This is a genomic window from Curtobacterium sp. UNCCL17, from assembly GCF_000686685.1.
GTDB classification, from domain to species: domain Bacteria; phylum Actinomycetota; class Actinomycetes; order Actinomycetales; family Microbacteriaceae; genus Curtobacterium; species Curtobacterium flaccumfaciens.
Genome location: NZ_JMLI01000017.1, coordinates 57,595 through 79,453 on the forward strand (window position 1 = coordinate 57,595; position 21,859 = coordinate 79,453).

20 protein-coding genes are annotated in these 21,859 nt (G+C 71.4%); 14 read left to right on the forward strand and 6 right to left on the reverse strand.

What is annotated here, in order from left to right; translation table 11 throughout:
- Positions 1-29 precede the first annotated feature (29 nt).
- Positions 30-1,007 carry a ribose-phosphate diphosphokinase gene (locus BR70_RS0100455; protein WP_027464468.1) on the forward strand — a complete coding sequence of 326 codons (978 nt, stop codon included), beginning with the start codon at positions 30-32 and terminating at the stop codon, positions 1,005-1,007.
- On the forward strand, positions 1,004-1,783 hold the full coding sequence (locus BR70_RS0100460) for a putative protein N(5)-glutamine methyltransferase (RefSeq protein WP_027464469.1): 780 nt from the start codon (positions 1,004-1,006) through the stop codon (positions 1,781-1,783). Before BR70_RS0100455 ends, BR70_RS0100460 begins: the two co-directional genes overlap by 4 nt.
- A gap of 355 nt (positions 1,784-2,138) precedes the next feature.
- On the opposite strand, the gene BR70_RS0100465 is transcribed toward BR70_RS0100460, so the two are convergent.
- A complete protein-coding gene (locus BR70_RS0100465) occupies positions 2,139-3,773 on the reverse strand; it encodes a molybdopterin-dependent oxidoreductase (RefSeq protein ID WP_027464470.1) in 1,635 nt (544 codons plus the stop codon).
- Positions 3,774-3,945: 172 nt separating this feature from the next.
- On the opposite strand from BR70_RS0100465, the gene BR70_RS0100470 reads away from it, so the two are divergent.
- On the forward strand, positions 3,946-4,665 hold the full coding sequence (locus BR70_RS0100470) for a hypothetical protein (RefSeq protein WP_155896717.1): 720 nt from the start codon (positions 3,946-3,948) through the stop codon (positions 4,663-4,665).
- Positions 4,666-4,771: 106 nt separating this feature from the next.
- Here BR70_RS0100470 and gndA read toward each other — a convergent pair whose 3' ends face one another.
- The gene (gene gndA, locus BR70_RS0100475) at positions 4,772-6,229 is read right to left on the reverse strand and encodes an NADP-dependent phosphogluconate dehydrogenase (RefSeq protein WP_027464472.1); all 1,458 of its coding nucleotides are present in this window, start codon (positions 6,227-6,229) and stop codon (positions 4,772-4,774) included.
- 112 nt (positions 6,230-6,341) lie between these two features.
- Between gndA and BR70_RS0100480 the strand changes: the two genes are divergently transcribed.
- Positions 6,342-6,881, forward strand: a complete 540-nt coding sequence (locus BR70_RS0100480; protein WP_027464473.1) for a gluconokinase — start codon at positions 6,342-6,344, stop codon at positions 6,879-6,881.
- On the opposite strand, the gene BR70_RS0100485 is transcribed toward BR70_RS0100480, so the two are convergent.
- The gene (locus BR70_RS0100485) at positions 6,868-7,131 is read right to left on the reverse strand and encodes an SHOCT domain-containing protein (RefSeq protein ID WP_051596490.1); all 264 of its coding nucleotides are present in this window, start codon (positions 7,129-7,131) and stop codon (positions 6,868-6,870) included. The two genes, BR70_RS0100480 and BR70_RS0100485, sit on opposite strands and share 14 nt — an antisense overlap.
- 214 nt (positions 7,132-7,345) lie before the next feature.
- On the opposite strand from BR70_RS0100485, the gene BR70_RS18800 reads away from it, so the two are divergent.
- The gene (locus BR70_RS18800; protein WP_051596491.1) at positions 7,346-8,659 is read left to right on the forward strand and encodes a sensor histidine kinase; all 1,314 of its coding nucleotides are present in this window, start codon (positions 7,346-7,348) and stop codon (positions 8,657-8,659) included.
- Positions 8,656-9,327: a response regulator gene (locus BR70_RS0100495; RefSeq protein WP_035807552.1), complete on the forward strand. Its 672-nt coding sequence runs from the start codon at positions 8,656-8,658 to the stop codon at positions 9,325-9,327. Before BR70_RS18800 ends, BR70_RS0100495 begins: the two co-directional genes overlap by 4 nt.
- A 12-nt stretch (positions 9,328-9,339) precedes the next feature.
- Here the strand turns inward: BR70_RS0100495 and BR70_RS0100500 are convergent, their stop codons facing one another.
- The 3 genes from BR70_RS0100500 to BR70_RS18805 all read right to left on the reverse strand — a co-directional run bounded on the left by BR70_RS0100500 (position 9,340) and on the right by BR70_RS18805 (position 12,746).
- The gene (locus BR70_RS0100500; RefSeq protein WP_027464476.1) at positions 9,340-9,939 is read right to left on the reverse strand and encodes a class I SAM-dependent methyltransferase; all 600 of its coding nucleotides are present in this window, start codon (positions 9,937-9,939) and stop codon (positions 9,340-9,342) included.
- Between the two features lie 156 nt (positions 9,940-10,095).
- Positions 10,096-11,592 (reverse strand): glucuronate isomerase, encoded by a 1,497-nt coding sequence (gene uxaC, locus BR70_RS0100505; protein WP_027464477.1) that lies wholly within the window; start codon positions 11,590-11,592, stop codon positions 10,096-10,098.
- Positions 11,593-11,654: 62 nt separating this feature from the next.
- On the reverse strand, positions 11,655-12,746 hold the full coding sequence (locus BR70_RS18805; protein WP_051596492.1) for a LacI family DNA-binding transcriptional regulator: 1,092 nt from the start codon (positions 12,744-12,746) through the stop codon (positions 11,655-11,657).
- A gap of 120 nt (positions 12,747-12,866) precedes the next feature.
- On the opposite strand from BR70_RS18805, the gene BR70_RS0100515 reads away from it, so the two are divergent.
- From BR70_RS0100515 to manD, 8 genes are all read left to right on the forward strand, one after another.
- Positions 12,867-14,222, forward strand: coding sequence for an ABC transporter substrate-binding protein (locus tag BR70_RS0100515; protein ID WP_027464478.1), 1,356 nt, complete (start codon positions 12,867-12,869; stop codon positions 14,220-14,222).
- A complete protein-coding gene (locus BR70_RS0100520; protein ID WP_027464479.1) occupies positions 14,222-15,244 on the forward strand; it encodes a carbohydrate ABC transporter permease in 1,023 nt (340 codons plus the stop codon). Before BR70_RS0100515 ends, BR70_RS0100520 begins: the two co-directional genes overlap by 1 nt.
- Positions 15,241-16,200: a carbohydrate ABC transporter permease gene (locus BR70_RS0100525; protein ID WP_027464480.1), complete on the forward strand. Its 960-nt coding sequence runs from the start codon at positions 15,241-15,243 to the stop codon at positions 16,198-16,200. The genes BR70_RS0100520 and BR70_RS0100525 overlap by 4 nt, the downstream gene beginning before the upstream one ends.
- 73 nt (positions 16,201-16,273) lie before the next feature.
- Positions 16,274-17,113 (forward strand): sugar phosphate isomerase/epimerase family protein, encoded by an 840-nt coding sequence (locus tag BR70_RS0100530; RefSeq protein WP_027464481.1) that lies wholly within the window; start codon positions 16,274-16,276, stop codon positions 17,111-17,113.
- Entirely contained in the window at positions 17,110-18,321 is a 1,212-nt protein-coding gene (locus tag BR70_RS0100535; protein ID WP_027464482.1) for a Gfo/Idh/MocA family oxidoreductase, read from the forward strand. The genes BR70_RS0100530 and BR70_RS0100535 overlap by 4 nt, the downstream gene beginning before the upstream one ends.
- Entirely contained in the window at positions 18,318-19,205 is an 888-nt protein-coding gene (locus BR70_RS0100540; RefSeq protein ID WP_027464483.1) for a sugar phosphate isomerase/epimerase family protein, read from the forward strand. Before BR70_RS0100535 ends, BR70_RS0100540 begins: the two co-directional genes overlap by 4 nt.
- Positions 19,202-20,485 carry a mannitol dehydrogenase family protein gene (locus BR70_RS18810; protein WP_051596493.1) on the forward strand — a complete coding sequence of 428 codons (1,284 nt, stop codon included), beginning with the start codon at positions 19,202-19,204 and terminating at the stop codon, positions 20,483-20,485. Before BR70_RS0100540 ends, BR70_RS18810 begins: the two co-directional genes overlap by 4 nt.
- Positions 20,482-21,834 carry a D-mannonate dehydratase ManD gene (manD, locus tag BR70_RS0100550; RefSeq protein WP_231495607.1) on the forward strand — a complete coding sequence of 451 codons (1,353 nt, stop codon included), beginning with the start codon at positions 20,482-20,484 and terminating at the stop codon, positions 21,832-21,834. The genes BR70_RS18810 and manD overlap by 4 nt, the downstream gene beginning before the upstream one ends.
- Positions 21,835-21,859 lie beyond the last annotated feature (25 nt).

Sequence of the window (21,859 nt, forward strand, 5' to 3'; positions counted from 1 at the left end):
CCTCGTGGGTCAGGGAGTGAGCACCGCACTTGTCCGGAATCAAGACAACCGGCCAGAAACGACTCGTCCTCGTCTCGGGGCGAGCACACCCGGCGCTCTCTGCCGAGATCGCGGAGGAGCTCGGGGTCGACCTCGTGCCGACCGATGCCCGGACCTTCGCGAACGGTGAGCTCTACGCCCGCTTCGACGAGTCGGTCCGTGGCTGCGACGCCTTCGTCATCCAGTCGCACACCGCGCCGATCAACGAGTGGCTCATGGAGCAGCTCATCATGGTCGACGCGCTGAAGCGTGCCTCGGCGAAGCGCATCACGGTCGTGGCGCCGTTCTACCCGTACGCCCGTCAGGACAAGAAGGGCCGCGGCCGCGAGCCGATCTCGGCCCGCCTCGTCGCCGACCTGTTCAAGGCCGCCGGCGCGCACCGCATCATGAGCGTCGACCTGCACGCCGCGCAGATCCAGGGCTTCTTCGACGGCCCCGTCGACCACCTGTTCGCCATGCCGGTGCTGCTCGAGCGCTTCCGCCAGATCCTCGACCCGAAGACGCTCACCGTCGTGTCGCCCGACATGGGCCGCGTCCGTGTCGCCGACATCTGGTCCGAGAAGCTCGGCGCTCCGCTCGCCATCATCCACAAGCGCCGCGACCCGCTCGTGCCGAACCAGGTCTCGGTGCACGAGATCGTCGGTGACGTCAGCGGCCGCGTGTGCCTGCTCGTCGACGACCTCATCGACACCGGCCGCACGATCGCCAAGGCTGCCGAGGCGCTCAAGAACGCCGGCGCCACCGGTGTCGTCGTCGCCGCGACCCACGCCGTCTTCTCCGACCCGGCGACCGAGCTGCTGCAGAGCGAGTTCATCGACCGCGTGGTCGTGACGGACACCCTGCCCCTGCCGATGGACAAGCGCTGGGACCGCCTCGAGGTCCTGCCGATCGCCCCGCTCATCGCCCGTGCCATCCACGAGGTCTTCGACGACGGCTCCGTGACGTCGATGTTCGACGGCGCCGCTTGACACATCCCGCGCGTGACGCCCTCGCGGCCCGGCTCCGGGCCGCGGGGAGCGTCTTCGCCGAGGACGAAGCCGACCTGTTGCTCGAGGCCGGTGACGGTGAGCCGGTGCGACTCCGAACCCTCGTGCAGCGTCGGCTGGCCGGTGAGCCGCTCGAGTACGTGCTCGGCTGGGCCGCTTTCGACGGGCACCGCATCCGGGTGACCCCGGGGGTCTTCGTGCCGCGAGCCCGCACCAGCGTCGTCGTCGAGCAGGCTGCGCGTCGGCTGCAGCGCTACGACCGCGTGGTCGACCTGTGCTGCGGCGCCGGCGCGATCTCGGTGGCCCTGTTCGGTCGGGTCGGCGCGCTCGACCTCGTCGCCACGGACATCGACCCGGACGCCGTCGACGTCGCAGCCGAGAACATCGGCGACCGCGGCATCGTCGTCGCGGGTGACCTGTTCGCGCCGCTGCCCGATCGGTTCCGCGGCGCCGTGGCGGTCATCGCGGTGAACGCCCCCTACGTGCCGACGGCCTCGATCGAACTCATGCCGACCGAGGCCCGCGAGCACGAACACCGCGTCGCCCTCGACGGAGGTGTGGACGGCCTCGATCTGCACCGCCGGATCGCCTCGGGTGCGGGGGAGTGGCTCCGCCCCGGTGGTGCCGTCGTCATCGAGGTGTCCGAGGCCCAGGCCGAGGCGTCCGCCGCTGCCTTCACGGCCGCGGGCTTCTCCGCCGTGGTCGAGCGGGACGCCGAAGTCGACGGCACCTGCGTCGTCGCGACTCGGCCTGCCTGACCAGGTCTGCCTGAACCCGGTCTGCCCGCCGAACCCCGCCGTCGAGCGGTCACGACACACCGCTCAGGTTTGCCGTGGCGGCACGAAGTGTCGCCTGCGCGTCCGCAAACCGACGCTTTCGGTACCCCCGGCGTGACGCACGTGGCGTGTCGTGCGACCAGGGCGAGGGGCAGGGCGGGCTGGCACCGGGCCTCCAGGCCATCGGGTGACCGGAGCGCGCCGGCGGCGGGCGGTCACGACATGCCGCTCAGGTTCGCCGGGGCGGCACGAAGTGTCGCCTGCGCGCCCACGAACCGACGCGTTCTGCCACCTCGACGGCAGTCAGCGGGCGTGTCGCAGACCCACTCCCGGACGGTCAGCGCGCGTCGACCGTGACCGTGTGCCAGCCCGTCGCACCGTTGGGCGCCGGCGGCCGGTCCACGCTCGTCTGCACCTCGCCGTCCGCACTGGTCGCGCGCACCTCGATGCGGTGCGAGCCGGCGACCGGCGTCCACCGCACCACCCACTGTCGCCAGGTGTCCGCAGAGACCGAGTCGGCGAGCTCGGCGCGCTGCCAGTCGCCGCCTCCGACGCGGACCTCGACGGCCTTCACGCCCTTGTGCGGCTGCCACGCGACCCCGGCGATCGCGACCGGCTTGCCCGCGGTCACCGTCGACCCGTTCCGCGGGGTGTCGATGCGGGACTCGAGCTTGACCGGGCCACGCTCCGACCAGCCACGCGGTGTCCAGTAGCCCTGCGCGTCGGCGAACCGGGTGACCTCGAGCTCGGTGACCCACTTCGTCGCCGAGACGTACCCGAACAGGCCCGGCACGACCATCCGCACCGGGAACCCGTGCTCGGTCGGCAGGGGCTCGCCGTTCATCCCGACCGCGAGCAGCGCCGCGGTGCCGTCGTCCTGCAGCACGTCGAGCGGGGTGCCGGCGGAGAACCCGTCGATGCTCCGTGAGAGCACCATGTCGGCGTCGCCCGTCGGACGTGCCCGGGCGAGGAGCTTCCGGATGGGGTAGCCCAGCCAGCGGGCCGTGCCGATGAGGTCACCGCCGACCTCGTTCGACACGCAGCTCAGGGTGGCCACGTGCTCCTCGAGTGGCAGTGCGAGCAGCTCGTTCCACGTCAGTGTGATCTCCTGCTCGACCGCACCGTGGATGCGGAGCGACCAGTCGGCGGGATCGACCTGCGGCACCCGGAGGGCCGTGTCGATCCGGTAGAAGTCGGCGTTGGGCGTGATGTACGGGGTGATGCCGTCGACGTCGAGCGACGCACCCGCGGGGACCGCCGGTGCAGGGGCCGCCGCGGCGGGCAGCCGGATGGCCCGCCTGGCAGCAGCGGCCGCCTGCATCGCGGACGACCCCAGCCGGGAGGCGGTGCCCACCACGACCGCGACGGTCGCCGTCGCGACGCCCCAGACCAGGAACGTCCGGCGCTCCGTCGACGCGGGTCGCGGTGCCGCCGTCGGCACGGTCGCCGCGGCCTCCCACCGACGCAGCCGCTGGAGCAGCAGGCGCAGGACGACCACCGCTGCCGCGATGCCGAGGACCGTCGGGGCACCGTCGAGCGTCCCGCTGCCCGAGCGGGTGCTGACGGCCAGCAGCGCCAGCACACCTCCGGCGGCGAACACGAGGGCGCCGAAGGGTGGGCGCACGCGTTCGAGGACACCGGCACCGGCACTGATCGCGATGACGATCACCGTCATGAGCACGAACAGGGCGACCTTGTCCCCGGTGCCGAACACGGCGACCATGAAGTCCTTCGCACCCGGGGGAGCGAGGTCGATGACGGCGGACCCGACGGCGACCAGGGGGCTACCAGCTCCGCCGAGCAGCAGCGCGCCGAACTCGGCGACGCCGAGGAACGCGGCGGCGGCCACGACGCCGACGATCGCGGCGATCAGCGTCCAACGTCGGGTCGCAGGGCCGTCGGGCCCGCTCGGGCCGTCCGACGGACCCGCCGTCGATCGCCCGATCGGTTCGTCCGTCGTCTCGGTGGTCACCGCCCGAGCGTAGGTCTCCCGGCCGCTCGTGGGCTGTGTGTGCGGGCTTCCCCGCGCGTTCATCGGGTTCGGCCAGCAGGTGGCGCGCGGCTCGTGGGAGGATCGGACCGTGCTGCAGCGTCCGGATGGTGTCCCGCGGTCCGGTCGTGCCCGCGGTGCACGGCGGACACCGATGTCTCCGGCACGTCGACTCGCCACCCTGCGCTGGGTGATCGTCGCCGTCTGGCTGGTCCTCCTGATCACCCGGATCGTCGTCGTCTCGACGGCGCCGGGCGTCGACCTCTCCTGGTACGGCATCGTCGAGTTCGGCGCGATCGCCCTCGGCGTCGTGGTCATCGTGGTCGCCGTCGTGCGGACCGCGACGGCACGGCGGCGGCAGGCGGACGAAGCCCTCGCGCTCGCCATCCGGCGGATCGACCCGACGGTGTGGCTCGTGCCGGCGGCGCCGACACCGGAACTCCGTGGCATCGTCGACGAGGTCCGTCCGGACACTCACCTCGGTTCGCGCGTGACCTGGGCCTTCGGCGCCACCGAGGCCTCCCTGTGGGAACTCGACGAACGACGGGCGACCCGGCTGCTCGTGATCCGGTGGAGTCGTGTCGTTCACGTCGGACTCGAGGACGTGGCGGAGGGCTTGGACGGCTCGGGACGACTCGGCGGTGCAGCGGAGATCGGCGTCGCGGGGCGACCCGGCGGCTCGCCGCGACCTGGCGGTTCCGGTGGTGCTCGCCGCGCGTGTGCGGTGGCGATCCACCACGTGCGACCGGACGACACCCCCGCCGTGGCGACCTTCTTCGTCCGGAGCGCCCCGGGTTCGCGTCGGCTGCTCGGACGCGGTCCGCGGCTGGACCGACTCGTCGCCGACCTGGCACGGGAACGCATCGTCGCCTGACGCGGCGGAGGGCCCCGGGTTCAGCGAGGCCCTCCTCGCGAGGCCCCGCACCGACCACGGTGGTCGGCAGCGAGCGCGGCAGCGGGTGCGGCAGCGGGCGCGGTCGTCAGTGCGTGGACGGCTCCTGTTCGACCTCGCGGCGGTCGTCGTCCGACCACAGCGTGTGGAAGGTGCCGTCCTTGTCGATGCGCTGGTAGGTGTGTGCGCCGAAGAAGTCGCGCTGGCCCTGGATCAGCGACGCCGGCAGACGGTCGGACGCGAGCGAGTCGAAGTACGACAGCGCGGACGAGAAGCCCGGCGCGGGGACGCCCGACGCCGCCGCGATGCCGACGATGCGGCGCCAGGCGGCTTCGCCCTCGGCCACCGCGTTCGCGAAGTACGGGTCGACCAGCAGCGACTCGAGCTTCGGGTTCTCGGCGTAGGCCTCGACGATGCGGTTCAGGAACTGGGCACGGATGATGCAGCCGCCCCGCCAGATCTTCGCGACGTTGCCGAGGTCGATGTCCCAGCCGTACTCCTTCGCCCCGGCGATGATGAGGTCGAACCCCTGTGCGTACGCGACGACCTTCGAGGCGTAGAGCGCCGCACGGACGTCGTCGGCGAAGGTGTCCGGCACCTCGGCGATCTGCGGGCGGTTCTTGACCGACTGCTGCACGGCGGCACGCTGCGTCGGCTTCGACGACACCGCACGGGCGAACACGGCTTCGCCGATGCCCGAGACGGGGATGCCCAGGCCGACGGCGTTCTGCACGGTCCAGACGCCGGTGCCCTTCGAGCCGGCCGCGTCACGGATGACGTCGACGAGCGGCTTGCCGGTGTCGGCGTCGCGCTGCTTGAGGACCTCGCCGGTGATCTCGATCAGGTAGGACTCGAGGTCGCCCTTGTTCCACTCGTCGAAGACCTGCACGAGGTCCTCCACCGAGAGCCCACCGACGCGACGGAGCAGGTCGTACGACTCGGCGATGAGCTGCATGTCGGCGTACTCGATGCCGTTGTGCACCATCTTGACGAAGTGCCCGGCGCCGTCGGTGCCGATGTGGGTCACGCACGGTTCGCCTTCGGCCACCGCGGCGATCGACTTGAGGATCGGGCCGAGCGTCTCCCAGGCCTCCTTCGAGCCACCGGGCATGATCGACGGGCCCTTGAGCGCGCCCTCTTCACCACCGGAGATGCCGGTGCCGACGAAGTTCAGCCCCTTCTCGCGCAGGTCGTGCTCACGTCGGATGGTGTCGTGGAAGTTCGCGTTGCCGCCGTCGACGATGATGTCGCCCGGTTCGAACCGTTCGGCGAGCTGCCCGATCACGGCGTCGGTGCCCTTGCCGGCCTGCACCATGATGATGGCCGTCCGGGGCTTCGACAGCGAGGCGACGAACCCGTCGATGTCCTCGGACGCGATGAACCCGGCGTCGCCGTGCTCCTGGAGCAGCTCCTCGGTGCGGGCGTACGTGCGGTTGTAGACCGCGACCGTGTTGCCTTCGCGCGATGCGAGGTTGCGGGCGAGGTTCGAGCCCATCACTGCGAGTCCCACGACTCCGATGTTCGCCTGACCGTTGTTGTCTGCCACGGGGGCCTCCTTTGTCCTGACGTTGGCGCCCAACCTACGACCGGTGGTCTGGGACCGCACAGGTGTTCCGGGAACTGGGGACCAGAGTTCACCGGATCAATACTGTGGAGGGATGAGCGAGCTCGCTGTCCACCCGCCCGTCCTCGTGATGGGGGTCTCCGGCTCCGGCAAGTCCACCATCGGCCAGGCGCTCACCGACGCCCTGGTCGCGCAGGGTGAACCGTGCGTCTTCGTCGACGCCGATGACCTGCACCCGGCCGCCAACAAGGAGAAGATGCGGCAGGGCATCCCACTCACCGACGAGGACCGCTGGCCGTGGCTCGACGCCTGCGCCGAGCGGATCGCCGCGGTCGAATCGGGCGGCTCCCGGTGCGTGATGGCGAACTCGGCGCTCAAGCGCGCCTACCGGGACCGTCTGCGCGAGTCGGCGCCGGGTCTCGTCATCGCCTTCCTCGACGGGTCGCGCGACCTGATCGCCGAACGGCAGTCCCACCGCCAGCACGAGTACATGCCGACGACGCTGCTCGACTCGCAGTTCGCGACCCTCGAGCGGCCGCAGCACGACGAGGCCGCCGTCGCGGTGTCGATCGACGGATCGGTCGACGCCACCGTGCAGGAGATCCTCGCCGCGCTCGCGGTCACTTCCGGCTGAGCTCGGACAGCCGGGCGCGGTACTCCTCGGCGTCGATGTCGCCGCGAGCGAACCGGTCGGCGAGCACACCGCGGGCGTCGGAGCGGGCGCGCCAGCTCCCTCGTCGGAGCACCCCGAACACCAGGAACACGACGAGGAACGCGAAGAAGAAGAACGCTGGGAACAGGAAGAACGGGAACCCGCCGCCCTGCCAGTACGGGCCGTGGGCTGCTGCCGTCGTGAGTGCGGATGCGGTGATGGACGTGAACACGGTGATCTCCTGTGGTCGGTTTCGGGGCCGCTGTCGCGACACGTCGACTCTCCGGCCTGGAGGCCCGCCACGCGTCCGCCGCGCAGCCCCACTTCCGTCTGCTCCCGCAGTCGTACTGCGGTCGTTCCTCACCAGGGCCGTACTCCCCGGGGAGTAGTCCACAGGCACCCCTGCGGTCGATGCCGGGGCGGACCGACGTCCCTAGGCTCGACCCATGACGACAGGGCCACGCGAAGACGACCGCGACTCGGCTGGCGACCGCTGGCCGGGGCGCCAGCGATTCGCCCGGTCCGGTCGGGTCCTGCCGGTGGCCGTCGTGCAGATCGTCGGCACGATCCTCGCGTCCCGCATCACGGTCGCAGGGCCGGGCGGTCCGCCGTGGGCACGACACGGTGCGGTCGGCGGCGTCGATCCCGTCGTGCTCGGCCCACTCGCCGGCGCGCTCCTCGTGGCCGGCGTCGTCGTCCTGCCGTGGCGGTGGCGGTGGCCACGGTCGGTGCTGCTCGTCACGTTGGCGACGACCGTCGGGTACGCCCTGGTCGTCAGCCCCCGCGGGCCCTTCGTGGCGGCGCTCACGATGGCGATCGCGAACGCGTGGCTGCGTGGCCACCGACGGACCGTGGCGGTGGCCGCTGTCGTCGCCGTCCTGGTGCTCCCGTCGGCCGACGTGCTGCTCGGCCGGGCTCCGGGGCTGGACCTCGGGGCTGTACTGCTGTGCGCGGCGTGGCTGACGGTGACGATCGCCGTGTCCGAACTCGTCCGGGTGCAGGTCGAGCGGGTCGCCGAACGCCGTCGACAGCGTGCCGAAGCCGAACGGGTGCGGGCGGGCGAGGAGCGTGTACGCATCGTCCGCGAACTGCACGACTCGGTGGCGCACAGCATGTCCCTCATCAACCTGCAGGCGGGCGTGGCTCTGCACCTCGGTGACGGACTCCCCGCGCAGACCCACGACGCCCTGCTGAACATCCGTGACTCGAGCCGCGATGCGCTCGTCGAGCTCCGGACGATCCTCGGGGTGCTGCGCTCGGTGCACGGCGGCCCCGCGAGCACCGGTGGACCCGATCGGAGTCCCGTTCCCGGCCTCGATCGGGTCGCGGAGCTCGTCGATCGAGCGCGTGCCGCCGGCGTCGCGGTCGATCTCCGGATCCACGGCGACCCGTCGAGCGTCACCGGGACCAGCGGCCGGAGCGCTTTCCGGATCGTGCAGGAATCCGTCACCAACGTCATGAAGCACGCCCCCGGACACGACACGTCGGTCGTGGTCACCGTCGGGGCCGACGTCGTCGACCTGGTCGTCGAGGACCACCCGTCGGCCGTCCCGGACCGCTCCGCGCGACGAGTCGGCCTCGGCGCGACCGGCAACGGCATCATCGGCATGCGGGAGCGCGCCGCCGCCGTCGGCGGAGAGCTGTCCGTGGGTCCGACGACGGACGGTGGTTGGCGCGTCGTGGCGCGCCTGCCGATCAGTACCGGCGGTTCGACCGACGACGCCGGTTCGATCGACGTCGCGGACGGAGCCGGATCATGACCCCGATCACCGTCTTGCTCGTCGACGACCAGGTCCTCATCCGTGCCGGCCTCCGCGCGCTCCTCGACGCCGAACCCGGCATGGCCGTCGTCGGCGAGGCCGGCGACGGGGACGCTGCGGTCGAAGCTGCCCGGGCGCTGCGACCCGACGTGGTGCTCATGGACATCCGCATGCCCGGCACCGACGGGCTCGCCGCCACCCGCAGCATCAGCGACGACCCGGACCTCGACGGCGTGCACGTCGTCATCCTCACGACCTTCGAGCAGGACGATTACGTCTTCGAGGCGATCCGGTCCGGGGCGGCCGGGTTCCTGGTGAAGGACACGGAACCCGCCGAACTCCTCCGCGCCGTCCGCACCGTGGTGGCTGGCGACTCGTTGCTCTCACCCGGTGCGACCCGTTCCCTGGTCGAGGCGTACGCCACCCACGCGAAGCCGTCGTCCCTCGCGCCGGGCCTCTCGGTGCTCACCGATCGCGAGCGCGAGGTCATGCAGCTCGTGGCGGTCGGGCTCACCAACGCCGAGATCGCCGCGCGGCTGTTCGTCAGTCCGCTCACCACGAAGACCCACGTCTCCCGAGCGATGATCAAGCTCGGTGCCCGCGACCGCGCGCAGCTCGTCGTGTTCGCCTACGAGACCGGACTCGTCACTCCGGGCTGGCAGCCCTGACACCGCGGCCGATCAGCGGCGCACCGCACTGATCGCCCCGTGCGGCCGGTGCCCCGGGTCCGTGCGGGTGCGGACGTCCACCACGTCGAAGCCCGCTTCGTCCAGCAGCGCCGCCAGGGACGCGACCGGCCAGCGGTAGGCGGTGACGACCGCGTGGTCGAAGGCCTCGACCGCGGCGCCCTCGAAGAACCCGAGCAGCAACCCACCGCCGGGGGTGAGCACCCGGCGGAACTCGTCGAGTGGCCCACCGATCCGCGACGGTTCGTGGTGGATCACCGAGTACCAGGCCAGGACCCCGTCGACGCTGCCGTCCGCGAGCGGGAGCGCGTCGAGCGACCCGACCCGGAAGTCGACCGAGGCGCCGTGCGTCCGTCGTGCGTGCTCGACGAACTCCGGCGCCGCGTCGATGCCGCTGACCCGGTGCCCCTGCTGTGCGAGGTGCGCCGTCCAGTGACCGGGGCCGCACCCGGCGTCGACCAGGGCACCGCTCTGACCGGCTGCCCAGGCGTCGACGAGGGCTCGGTCGTCGGGGTGGACGGCGTCCATCGACCCGAGCAGCGCCGCGTACTCGTCGGCCCGAGCGCTGTACGCCGCCGTCACGCGCTCCTTCATGCGCCCGACCGTACCGCCGCAGCGCCGAACCGTGCGAGGTTCCGTGTTCCGTGCGACCCGGCAACCCTCGCACCGAGAACGGAACGTCGCACCAAGCAGCAACACCGCGCTGCGCCAAGCAGCCGCCCCGCACCACCCGCCCCGCACCCGCCCGCGTCAGAGCTTGAACGTCGCCCGCGGGATGTCGGACACGATGCGCCGGGCGGTGCGGACGGCGTCCTCCTCGGAGATCTGGTGCGTGACCACGAGCGACGCCAGGTACGCCGCGTCCGCCCGCCGCGCCATGTCGTGCCGCGCGGGGATGGAGCAGTACGCGCGGGTGTCGTCGATGAACCCGGAGGTCTTGGTGAACGACGCGGAGTCGGTGACGGCCGACCGGTATCGCCCGATGGCCGCCGGGGTGTCGATGAACCACCACGGCGCGCCCGCGTACACGGCGGGGTAGAAGCCCGCGAGCGGCCCGATCTCGCGCGAGAAGACCGTCTCGTCGACGGTGAAGAGCACCAGGTGGAACCCGGGAGCGGTCCCGAAGGACTCGAGCAGCGGTCGGAGCGGCTCGGTGAAGGACCCGACGGCCGGCAGGTCGTGCCCGGTGTCCGGCCCGAAGCGCTCGAGCGTCGGGGTGTGGTGGTTCCGGATCACCCCGGGGTGCAGCTGCATGACGAGGCCGTCCTCGACGCTCATCTCCGCCCAGCGGTAGAGCATGTCGTGCCGGTACGCCCTCGCCTCGGCCTCGGTGACCGACGACGCATCGCGCAGCGCCGCCGCGTGGATGCGTTCCCGCTCGCTCGACGGCAGGGGAGCGGAGCCCGCGTCGAGCACCCCGGTGTCCGTGGCGGTCGCGCCGTGCTCGATGAAGTAGTGGCGACGTGCGCGGAGAGCCGCCAGTAGCCCTGCGTGGGTGCCCGTGTCGATGCCGGCGGCCTCGCCGATCGACGCGACCACGCGCCTCCAGTCCGACCGTGTCGGGTCGAACACGGCGTCCGCGCGGAACGTGGGGAGCACCCGGCCGGTGAAGCCGGGGTCCGCCGCGAGCTGCGCGTGCGCAGCGAGGTCGTCCGCCGGCCCGTCCGTGGTGGCGAGGACCTCGATGCTGAAGGCGTCGAAGAGCGCGCGTGGCCGGAAGGCGGGGGACGCCAGCAGGCCGGCGATGTGGTCGTACTGGTCGTCCGCGTTCGCGGCGGACGGCGCCTGCTCGAGCCCGAACACGTCGTGCAGCTCCGTCTCGAACCAGTAGCGCACGGGGGTCCCGAGGAAGTCGTCCCAGTGCTCCGCCAGCTGCCGCCAGACGGCACGGCCTGGCGGCGTCGGCTCAGCGGCATCGCGCCAGCGATGCGCCGACGCCGCCGGGCGAGCCTGCGAGCCCGGGCGGGGCCCCGACAGGTCCGTGCGTCCCAGCGCGGCCAGGTCCACCCCGTTCGCGTGCAGCAGGCGGAGCACGTAGTGGTCGGGCGTGATGAGCAGCGACGCGGGGTCGCTGAACGGCTGGTCCGAGGCGATCAGTGCCGCGTCGACGTGCCCGTGCGGCGAGATGATCGGGGCGTCCTTGACCGCCTCGTACACGGTGCGTGCCACGGCTCGAGCCCCGGGGTCGGCGGGGAACAGCCGGTCGGGGTGCGGTGCGAGCCGGGTGGGGGTGCTGGTGCGGGTCATCATCGACTCCTTCGGGGGCGGCGAGTTCGCCGGTGGCGAGTGCGGGGGCTGCTCGTGCGGGATCAGTCGGTGCCGGTGCCGGCACGGGGTGCCGGTCCGGTCGACTCGCGCACGGTCAGGTGGGTGGGCAGGGCGACGGCACCGGACATGTGCTCCCCGGGCAGTTCGTCGGCGGGCAGGGCGCCGAGCCGTCCGAGCAGCATCCTGATCGCGACCCGGCCGGCCCGCTCGATCGGCGAGGTCATCGTGGTGAGCGGCGGGTTGCAGAAGTCGGCGCCGAAGATGTCGTCGCAGCCCACGATGCTCATGTCCTCGGGGACGCGGACCCCGCGCTCCCGCAGTCGAGCGAGCATCCCGATGGCGATCAGGTCGTTGAAGGCGATGCACGCGGTCGCACCGGCGTGCACGGCGGCGTCGGCGGCCGCCGCGCCGGAGTCGACGAAGGGTGCGTGCGGCCCGACCCGGGCGACGCGGATCCCCAGGCGCTTGGCGACCTGCACGAGGGCGCGCCACCGACGCTCGTTCGACCACGAGCTGTCCGGCCCGGCGACGTACAGGATCTCCCGGTGTCCCAGCGACACCAGGTGCTGCACCGCCTGCTCCACCCCGCCGGGGGTGTCGATGAGCACCGAGGGCACGCCGGTGGGCCGCCGGTTCACGACGACCAGGGGGATCCGTTCGGCGAACCGTGCGATCTGCGCGTCGGACAGTCGTGACGCCGTGAGCACGACCCCGTCGGCCTTCGCCCCCACGGCGGTGAGTGCGGCCATCTCGGCGTCGGCGGACTCCTCGGTGTCGACGAGCAGCTGCGTCCAGCCGGCCCCGGCGAGCTGGTGCTGGGTGCCCCGGATGACGTCGAAGTAGAACGGGTTCGTGATGTCGGACACGAGCACGGCGACGGCGCGGGTGCGGCCCGAGGTCAGCGCCCGGGCCTGCGAGTTGGCGACGTAGCCGAGCTCGCGGGCGGCCCGCTGGATGCGCTCCTGGGTGATGGGGTTGACCCGGTCGGGCAGGGACAGGGCGCGGGAGACGGTGGACGCGGCGACCCCGGTGGCGTCGGCGATGTCGCGGATGGTGACGCGACGCGCGGCACCAGCGGCGGCGCCGGCAGCACCGCCCGTGCGCCCGCCGCCGTCCGTCGAGAGGTCCTTCACGAGGCCGAACGTATTCGCGTCTGGCAACAAGTGGCAACCGGTTGCCGCATGTTGCCAACGGCGGAACAGTGGTGCCACCGAGCAGCGCCGCTCGGAGGAGGTCTCGAGGAGGAAACCCCCGTGAAGACGCGAAGACTGCAAGTCCGCACCCTCGTCGGTGCCGTCGCCGTGGTCGCCCTCGCCGCACTGTCCCTGCAGGGATGTGCCGTGGTGAACGGCAGCGGCGACGACCCGAACACCCTCCGCGTGATGATGGGCGCGGACACCACCTACCCCAAGGAACGCAAGCAGTGGCAGCGGGAGACCGCCGCCGAGTTCAAGCGCACGACCGGTGCCGACATCCAGTGGGAGACCTACTCGTCCGCGCAGGAGGAGTTGACCGCGATCCAGACGAGCGTCATCTCCGGGCAGGGCCCCGACGTCTACGCGATCGGCACCACCTTCACCCCGACCGCGTACGCCACCGGTGCCTTCGTCGAGATGGGCGCGAAGGAGTGGGACGCGATCGGCGGCAAGGACCAGTTCGACCCCGCGTCGTTCGGCATCTCCGGGCCGAGTGCGTCGAAGCAGATCGGGATCCCGTTCGCCAGCCGTCCGTTCGTGATGGCGGTGAACAAGGACCTGCTCGCGAAGGCCGGCATCACCGACATGCCCACGACGTGGGACGAGCTGACCGCCGACGCGAAGGCCACCACGGGTGACGGACGCCACGGCATGGCGATCGCCTACGCCGACGGCTTCGACCCCTGGAAGTTCGTGTGGGGGATGGCCCAGAACGCCGGCAACACGATCGTCGACGGCTCGAAGGCCGAGATCGACAGCGAGGCCGTCGAGAACGCCTACCGCACCTACTTCGACTGGGTGACGAAGGACGGTGTCGTCGACCCGGCCGCGATCGGCTGGAACAACGCCCAGGCCCTCGCGCAGTTCACCGAGGGCAAGGCGGCGTTCTTCCCGATGACGACCACCACCGCCATCAACTCCTTCAAGGGCACCAAGGTCGACGGCAAGTACGAGTTCGCGCTGCTGCCGACCGTCCCGCCGGGTGCGACGGAACGTCCGTCCGACGGCATCGAGGCCGCCAGCATCCTGTCCGGCGACAACTGGGTCGTCGCCGACTACGGCACCAAGCAGGAGCTGTCGTTCGCGTTCGTCAAGCAGCTCAGCGCGCCGAAGGCCCAGCTCGAGTACTACGACCTGTTCGGCAACCTGCCGACCAACGCGTCCGCCGCCGCCGACCTGGCGGCCGACAACCCGCAGCTCAAGCCGATCATCGACGCCGGCCGCCTGTCCAAGCCGACCGCGTTCACCGGTGCCTGGTCCGACATCCAGCTCGCCCTGGTCGACGTGGTCGTGCAGTCGATCCCGTCGCTGAAGTCCGGCGAGGTCACCGACGACCAGCTCCGCAAGCGACTGCAGGACGCCCAGAAGGACGCCCAGGCCACCCTCGACCGTCAGAAGAACGGAGGTCTGTGATGACCAGCACGCAGACCAGGCCCCGCACCGACGCGGCGCCGCCCCGGCCGGTCCGCCCCGCCGGCAAGACGCCCCTCTACAAACGGGAGCGTCCACTGTGGATGCTCCTGCCCGGCGGGGTCCTCATGCTCGCCGTCATCGTGGTGCCGCTCCTGGTGGGCTTCTGGATCGCGATGCTCGACCTCGACCAGTACACGCTCCGCCAGTGGTTCAGCGCCCCGTTCGTCGGGTTCGCCAACTTCACCGAGGCGTTCACGAACTCGCCGCTGCTGCACTCCATCTGGATCTCGGTGTCGCTGTCGGTGCTCGTCACGGCCGTGACCGTGCCGATCGGGGTCGCCGCCGCGATCTCGACCCAGAACCGGTTCCCCGGTCGCGGGCTCGTCCGCTCGATCTACCTGATCCCGTACGTGCTCCCCGCGTTCGTCGTCGGCACGTTCTTCCGCACGATGCTCCAGCCGCAGGGCGTCGTGAACTCGATCCTGCACACCGACGTGCTGTGGCTGAACGGCTCGGCGTCGTACTGGGCGCTCGCCGGGGTGATGATCTGGACGAGCTGGCCCTTCGTCTACCTGCTGTCCCTGGCCGGGCTGCAGGCCGTGGACAACGAGGTGCACGAGGCCGCCGCGCTCGACGGGGTGACCTGGTGGGCGAAGCTGCGGTACATCATCTTCCCGTACCTGCGCGGACCCCTCAGCCTCGCGGTGATCATCTCGATCCTGCACAACATCAACAACTTCACGCTGCCGTTCGTGCTGTTCGGCATCCCGCTGCCGTCCAGCGTCGAGGTGATGCCCGTCCTGACGTACATCGCGAGCTTCCAGTCGTTCCGCTTCGGCCTGTCCGCAGCGATGGCTATCTGCTCGCTCGTGATCGTCGCGATCCCGCTGTTCGTCTACCTGCGGGCGGTCAAGCTCGACACCGGCGACGACGCCGGCCCCAACCGGAAGCAGCGTCGCGCCGACCGCGCCACGCTCGCCGCCGCCCCGACAGCCGCCGACATCGACGGAGCACGCGCATGACCACCCCGAGCACGTCCTTCAGCACCCGCACCCGCCCCACCGCGACGCTCACCGAGAGCATCACGACCGGCAACGGCGGGCGACGGAACAAGCGCCCGTACGACACCGACGTCACCCGGCTGCTGCCGCGCTGGCTGCTCGTCACCGTCATCGCGGTGATCATCGCGTTCATCGCCGTCCCCGTGCTCTACATCCTGTTCGGCTCGGTCAACTCCGACGTCGCCGTGGCCCGTGGCGAGTACTTCCCGTCCGAGTTCACGCTGTCGAACTACGTCGAGATCTGGTCCACCGTCGCCCTCGGCGAGGGACTGGTGAACTCGATGCTCACCGCCGGTGCCGTCGCCGTCGCGAGTGCCGCGCTCGCCGTGTCCACGGCCTACGTGCTCGTCCGGTTCCGGTTCCTCGGGCGGCTGACCATCCTGCGTGGGCTCCTCGCCCTGCAGTCGATCCCGGGCACGCTCCTGCTCCTGCCGGTCTTCGTGGTGTTCTCGAACATCGCCAGCGCCACCGGCGTGCAGATCATCGGCACCCGCTGGGGCCTGTTCGTCACCTACCTGACGTTCGCCCTGCCGTTCTCGACGTGGGTGATGGTCACCTACCTGCGCGGCCTGCCGAAGGAACTCGAGGAAGCGGCGCGCATCGACGGTGCCAGCTCGACGAAGATCCTGACGAAGATCGTGCTGCCGCTGTCGTGGCCGGGCATCGTCGTGTCCGCGATCTTCGCCTTCCTGCTCGGCTGGAACGACGTCCTGTTCTCCACGATCATGACGACCCCGAACACCCGGACGGTCGCCGTGGTCCTGCAGGTGCTCGGCACCACCCAAGAGGGCGGCGCGGTCCCGATCTACGGCCAGATGATGGCCGCCTCGATCGTCTGCGCGGTCCCCGTCGTCGCCCTGTACCTGATCTTCCAGCGCTACCTGGTCGGCGGGCTCACCGCTGGCTCCGTCAAGTAGGCCGCAACCCAGAACCGGACTGGAGGCCCGTGGCGGCCCCGCCACGCGCCTCCAGTCCGAACGAAAGGACACCATGACCGACCAGCCCAGTTGGGAACTCTCCGGTTTCGGCGACGAGATCGACGCCGACCCGGTCGTCCAGGTCGCGGTCCTCCAGGCGCTCGGCGCGAGCGCCATCGAGGTCCGGAGCGCCTGGGGCGTCAACGTCGTCGACCTCGACGAGGACCAGCTCGCCGGACTCCACCGGCTGCTCGACGAGCGCGGGCAGACCGTGTCCGCGATCGCCTCGCCGATCGGCAAGGTGTCCGTCGACGAACCCGTCGAGCACGAGGTGTCACGGCTCGCCCGTGCGATCCGTGCCGCGCACGCCCTCGGCACGACGAACATCCGGATCTTCTCGTTCTACTTCGAGGGCCGCACGCCCGACGACGTCCGCGACGACGTCCTCGTCCGGATGCGGGCGCTGGCCGACCTCGCCGAGCGCGAAGGCGTGACCCTGCTGCACGAGAACGAGAAGGACATCTACGGCGATGTCCCCGCGCGCGTGCTCGACATCGTCGAGAGCGTCGGTTCGTCCGCGCTCCGCCTGGCCTGGGACAACGCGAACTACGTGCAGTGCGGCGTCCGGCCCTTCACCGACGGCTGGGAGCAGCTCGCCCCGTACGTCGACTACCTGCAGGTCAAGGACGCCCTCGCCGCCGACTCGTCGGTGGTGCCGGCGGGCGAGGGCGACGGTGAACTCGTCCAGACCCTCACCGCGCTCCGCGACGCCGGGTACTCCGGGTACGCCTCGCTCGAGCCGCACCTCAGCGACTTCACCTCCCTCGGCGGGTTCTCCGGCCCCGCGGCCTTCGGTCGTGCCGGCCGGGCCTTCCGCACCCTCACCGACCAGATCGGAGTCACCCTGCGATGACCGAACCCACCAACCCGCTCCGCCTGGCCGTCGTCGGCGCCGGCGTCATCGGACGCCACCACGCCACCGTCGCGGTGCACCACCCTGACCTGCACGTCGTCGCCCTCGTCGACGCCGTGCCCGAAGCCGCCACGAGCGCGGCGGACGCGGTCCAGGAGCTGGGTGCCGCCCGCCCGATCACGACCTCCACCATCGAGGAAGCGATCGAACAGACCGACATCGACGTCGTCGCGATCTGCTCGCCGTCCGGCATGCACGTGCAGCTCGCCGAGGCCGCCCTGGCCGCCGGCAAGCACGTCGTCATCGAGAAGCCGCTCGACACCACGATGCCCCGGGCACGGCAGATCGCGGCGCTCGCCGCAGCAGCGCGCGACCGCGGACTCGTCACCAGCGTCATCAGCCAGCACCGCTTCGACCCGGCGTCGGCAGCCGTCGCCCGGGCCGCGCACGACGGCGGGTTCGGCACCGTGACCTCGGGGCTCGCGAGCGTCGCGTGGTACCGGTCGCAGGGGTACTACGACTCCGGTGACTGGCGCGGCACCTGGGCGCTCGACGGCGGCGGCGCGGTGATGAACCAGGGCGTGCACACCGTCGACCTGCTCGTCTGGGCACTCGGTCGTCCGGTCGAGATCTCGGCCCAGACGGGGCTCCTCGCCCACGACCGCATCGAGGTCGAGGACACCGCCGTCGCCACCGTCCGGTTCGCCGGCGGGGCGCTCGGGGTCGTCCACTGCACGACCGCGGCGTACCCGGGGCTCTCCGCCCGGTACGCCGTGTACGGCACGCACGGTTCCGCCATCGTCGACGACGACCGGCTCGCGTACTTCCACATCGCCCCGGACACCGCCACCCTCGAGTCCGCGTCCACCACGTCGAACGCCACCGCCGTCGCCGGTGCGGTCGACCAGAAGGACCAGGTCGTCCCGCCCGAGCACGTCGTCGGCGGCCCGGCTGAACCCGACCACTTCGCCGCGGGCCACGCTCGGCAGTACACGGACATCGTCGACGCGATCCGGCAGGGACGCGAACCGGGTGTCACCGTCGACGCGGCCCTCGTGTCGCTCGCCACCGTCCGCGGGCTCTACGTCAGTGCGACGCTCGGGCAACCCGTCCGCATCGACGACGTGATCGAGGGGAAGTACGACGACGTGGTGCCGGTCGTCGGCACACCCGCCACCGCCAGCGCGACCGAAGGAGCCACCCGATGAAGTTCTCCGTGTTCACCGCATCCACCCCCGACTGGACCCCGTCCGAAGCCGCCGAGACCCTGGCCGCGCAGGGCTGGGACGGCATCGAGTGGCGCATCGTCGACGACCGCCCGGCCGACGGCGCCGAGGTCCCCGCCGAACGGTCGTTCTGGGCGGGCAACAACTCGACGTGGCAGTACACCGGCATCCGCGACCGGGTCGGTGAGATCGCCCGGGTCACCGACGCCGCCGGGCTCGAGTACTCGGGCATCGGCGGCTACCAGCCGGCCGCAGACCACGACGGCGTCGAGACGATGCTGCGCGTGACCAGCGAACTGGGTGCCCGGCAGGTCCGCGTCACGATGCCGAACTACCGGGCCGAGAAGGAACGCACCGGCGAGACCTACCCGCAGCTCTTCGACCGCACCCGCACCGACCTCGAGTGGGCGGCGGACCGCGCGGCCGAACTCGGCGTCAAGGTGTTGGTCGAGCTGCACCACATGACGATCACACCGTCGGCCTCCGCAGCGCTGCGGCTGATCGACGGTCTCGACCCCGCACACGTCGGCGTCATCCACGACCTCGGCAACCTCGTGATCGAGGGTGACGAGGACCACCTCGCCGCGTTCGAACTGCTCGGGCCGTACCTGGCACACGCCCACGTGAAGAACGCCCGCTGGGTCGACACCGGCGACACCCGGGCCGACGGCAGTTCGATCTGGCAGCACGAGTGGGCACCCCTGCGCACCGGCCAGGCGTCGGTGTCCGGGTACCTCGACGCGCTCCGCCAGGTCGGGTACGACGGGTGGGTCACCATCGAGGACTTCTCCACCGACCTCCCGCTCGAGACCCGCACCGCCGACAACCTGGCGTACCTCCGCTCCCTCGTTCCGGTGTCGGCATGACCGACCGGCGTCCGGGCATCGTCCATGTGGGGGTGGGTGCGTTCGCTCGCGCCCACCTCGCCTGGTACACCGCCCACACCACGGGGGAGCCGTGGGGCATCACCGCCTTCACCGGCCGCTCGCCCGCGGCCGCGGACGCGTTGGCCGCGCAGGACTGCCGGTACACGCTGGTCACGCGAGCCGCGTCCGGCGACGGAGCCGAGGTGGTCGACACCATCGTGGCCGCCCACCCGGGCAGCGACGACACGGCCTGGAGGCACGTGGTCGCGTCCCCCGAGACAGCCATCGTCACGCTGACGGTCACCGAGCAGGGCTACCGGCCCGGTTCCGACGTGCCGGCGCGGCTGGTCGCGGGGCTCGACGCCCGCCGTGCCGCCGGTTCCGGGCGCATCGCGCTGGTCAGTCTCGACAACCTGACGCACAACGGGGTGGTCCTGCGCGGCGCCGTGCTCGACGCCGTCACCGACGACGACCTGCGCGACTGGATCGAGGTGAACGTCGCGTTCCCGAGCTCGATGGTCGACCGGATCACCCCCGCGACCACCGACGCCGACGTCGCTCATCTGTCGGAACTGCCGGGTGCGCTCGCCGGAGACCGGGTCCCCGTCGTCACCGAGCCGTTCGCCGAATGGGTGCTCGAGGACACCTTCGCGGGCATCGACCGGCCCGCGTGGCAGACGGCCGGCGTCCGGATCGTCGACGACGTCACCCCGTACGAGCAGCGGAAGCTCTGGCTGCTGAACGGCTCGCACTCGCTCCTCGCCTACCTGGGGTTGCAGCTCGGCCACGACACCGTGGCCGAGGCGATGGACGACCCGGTCTGCCGCACCGCCGTCGAGCAGCTCTGGGACGAAGCCGCGCTCGAGCTCCCGCTGCCCGAGGCCGAGGTCACCGACGCCCGCGCAGCCCTGGTCGAGCGGTTCGCCAACCCGCGCATCCGGCACACGCTGCGGCAGATCGCGTCCGGCGGCTCGCAGAAGCTGCCCGTCCGTGTCGTCGACGTCGTGCGGCACCGGCTCGCCCGCGACCCCTCGGCCGGCATCGGCACCGGAGCGGCCACCGCCCTCGCCGCGTGGTGGTTGCACCTCACCGAGCAGTCCGACCTGGTGGACGACCCCGGTGCCCCCGGGCCAGACTCGGACGTGCACGACGTCCTGGCCGTCGTCGCGCCCGAACTCGACACCACCCCCGTGGTCGCCGCCGTGACGGCGGCGGCCGACCGCATCCGCACCGCCGCGGCACGCGCCCGCGAACGCTCCAACGGAGGAGTCCACGCATGACCGACACGAACACCACGAACCCCGCGGCCCCGGTGCCCGGCGCCGCCGACAGCGGGCCGGCCGAGACCACCGCCGGCCGTCCGGACACCTGGGCCTCGGCGGACCGCGGCCAGCTGATCGATCGGGCCGAGGTCATCGTGACCAGCCCGAACCGGAACTTCGTGACGCTCAAGCTCACCACGGCCGACGGCGTCACCGGACTCGGCGACGCCACCCTGAACGGCCGTGAGCTCGCGGTCTCCGCCTACCTGTCCGAGCACGTCGTCCCGCTGCTCGTCGGCCGTGACGCCAGCCGCATCGAGGACGCCTGGCAGTTCCTGTACCGGTCGTCGTACTGGCGCCGTGGTCCGGTCACCATGGCCGCGATCGCCGCCGTCGACATGGCCCTCTGGGACATCAAGGCGAAGGTCGCCGGGATGCCGCTGTACCAGCTGCTCGGCGGGGCATCGCGCACCGGGCTCATGGCGTACGGCCACGCCTCGGGCAAGGAGCTGCCCGAACTGTTCGACTCCATCCGCGAACACCAGGAAGAGGGTTACCGCTCGATCCGGGTGCAGACCGGTGTCCCCGGCCTCGAGTCCATCTACGGCATCGCGTCGAACAGGACCACCGAGGGCAACGCCGGCGTCCGCTACGACTTCGAGCCCGCCCAGCGCGGTGCGTACCCGGCGATGGAGGACTGGGACACCCGCGCCTACCTGCGCCACGTGCCCACCGTGTTCGAGGCCGTCCGCGCCGAGTTCGGTCCCGAACTGCCGCTGCTGCACGACGGCCACCACCGGATGACCCCGCTGCAGGCCGCCAAGCTCGGCAAGTCGCTCGAGCCCTACGACCTGTTCTGGCTCGAGGACTGCACCCCCGCCGAGAACCAGGAGGCCCTGAAGCTCGTCCGGCAGCACACCACGACGCCGCTGGCGATCGGCGAGGTCTTCAACACCATCTGGGACTTCAAGGACATCATCCGCGACCAGCTCATCGACTACGTCCGCGGTGCCGTCACGCACATGGGCGGCGTCACCCCGCTCAAGAAGACGATGGAGTACGCGGCGCTGTACCAGGTCAGGTCCGGGTTCCACGGACCGACCGACATCTCCCCGGTGGGGCTCGCGGCGCAGATGCACCTCGGGCTCGCGATCCACAACTTCGGCATCCAGGAGTACATGCAGCACGGGCCGCAGACCAACCAGGTGTTCCACCAGACCTTCACGTTCACCGACGGCTACCTGCACCCGGGTGACGAGCCGGGCCTCGGGGTCAGCCTCGACGTCGACGAAGCCGGCAAGTACCCCTACGAGCAGGCGTACCTGCCGTTCAACCGCCTGGCCGACGGCACCGTCCACGACTGGTAGTCCCCGGCGCCGTGGCGGGCACGGT

Excerpts from the sequence above, each read along its gene's own strand:
- BR70_RS0100520 (WP_027464479.1), top strand. The coding sequence starts at position 14,222 with ATGACCAGCACGCAGACCAGGCCCCGCACCGACGCGGCGCCGCCCCGG.
- BR70_RS0100525 (WP_027464480.1), top strand. The coding sequence starts at position 15,241 with ATGACCACCCCGAGCACGTCCTTCAGCACCCGCACCCGCCCCACCGCG.
- BR70_RS18810 (WP_051596493.1), top strand. The coding sequence starts at position 19,202 with ATGACCGACCGGCGTCCGGGCATCGTCCATGTGGGGGTGGGTGCGTTC.
- BR70_RS0100500 (WP_027464476.1), bottom strand. The coding sequence starts at position 9,939 with ATGAAGGAGCGCGTGACGGCGGCGTACAGCGCTCGGGCCGACGAGTAC.
- BR70_RS18800 (WP_051596491.1), top strand. The coding sequence starts at position 7,346 with ATGACGACAGGGCCACGCGAAGACGACCGCGACTCGGCTGGCGACCGC.
- BR70_RS0100530 (WP_027464481.1), top strand. The coding sequence starts at position 16,274 with ATGACCGACCAGCCCAGTTGGGAACTCTCCGGTTTCGGCGACGAGATC.
- BR70_RS0100495 (WP_035807552.1), top strand. The coding sequence starts at position 8,656 with ATGACCCCGATCACCGTCTTGCTCGTCGACGACCAGGTCCTCATCCGT.
- BR70_RS0100480 (WP_027464473.1), top strand. The coding sequence starts at position 6,342 with ATGAGCGAGCTCGCTGTCCACCCGCCCGTCCTCGTGATGGGGGTCTCC.
- uxaC (WP_027464477.1), bottom strand. The coding sequence starts at position 11,592 with ATGACCCGCACCAGCACCCCCACCCGGCTCGCACCGCACCCCGACCGG.
- BR70_RS0100535 (WP_027464482.1), top strand. The coding sequence starts at position 17,110 with ATGACCGAACCCACCAACCCGCTCCGCCTGGCCGTCGTCGGCGCCGGC.
- BR70_RS0100540 (WP_027464483.1), top strand. The coding sequence starts at position 18,318 with ATGAAGTTCTCCGTGTTCACCGCATCCACCCCCGACTGGACCCCGTCC.
- manD (WP_231495607.1), top strand. The coding sequence starts at position 20,482 with ATGACCGACACGAACACCACGAACCCCGCGGCCCCGGTGCCCGGCGCC.
- BR70_RS0100470 (WP_155896717.1), top strand. The coding sequence starts at position 3,946 with ATGTCTCCGGCACGTCGACTCGCCACCCTGCGCTGGGTGATCGTCGCC.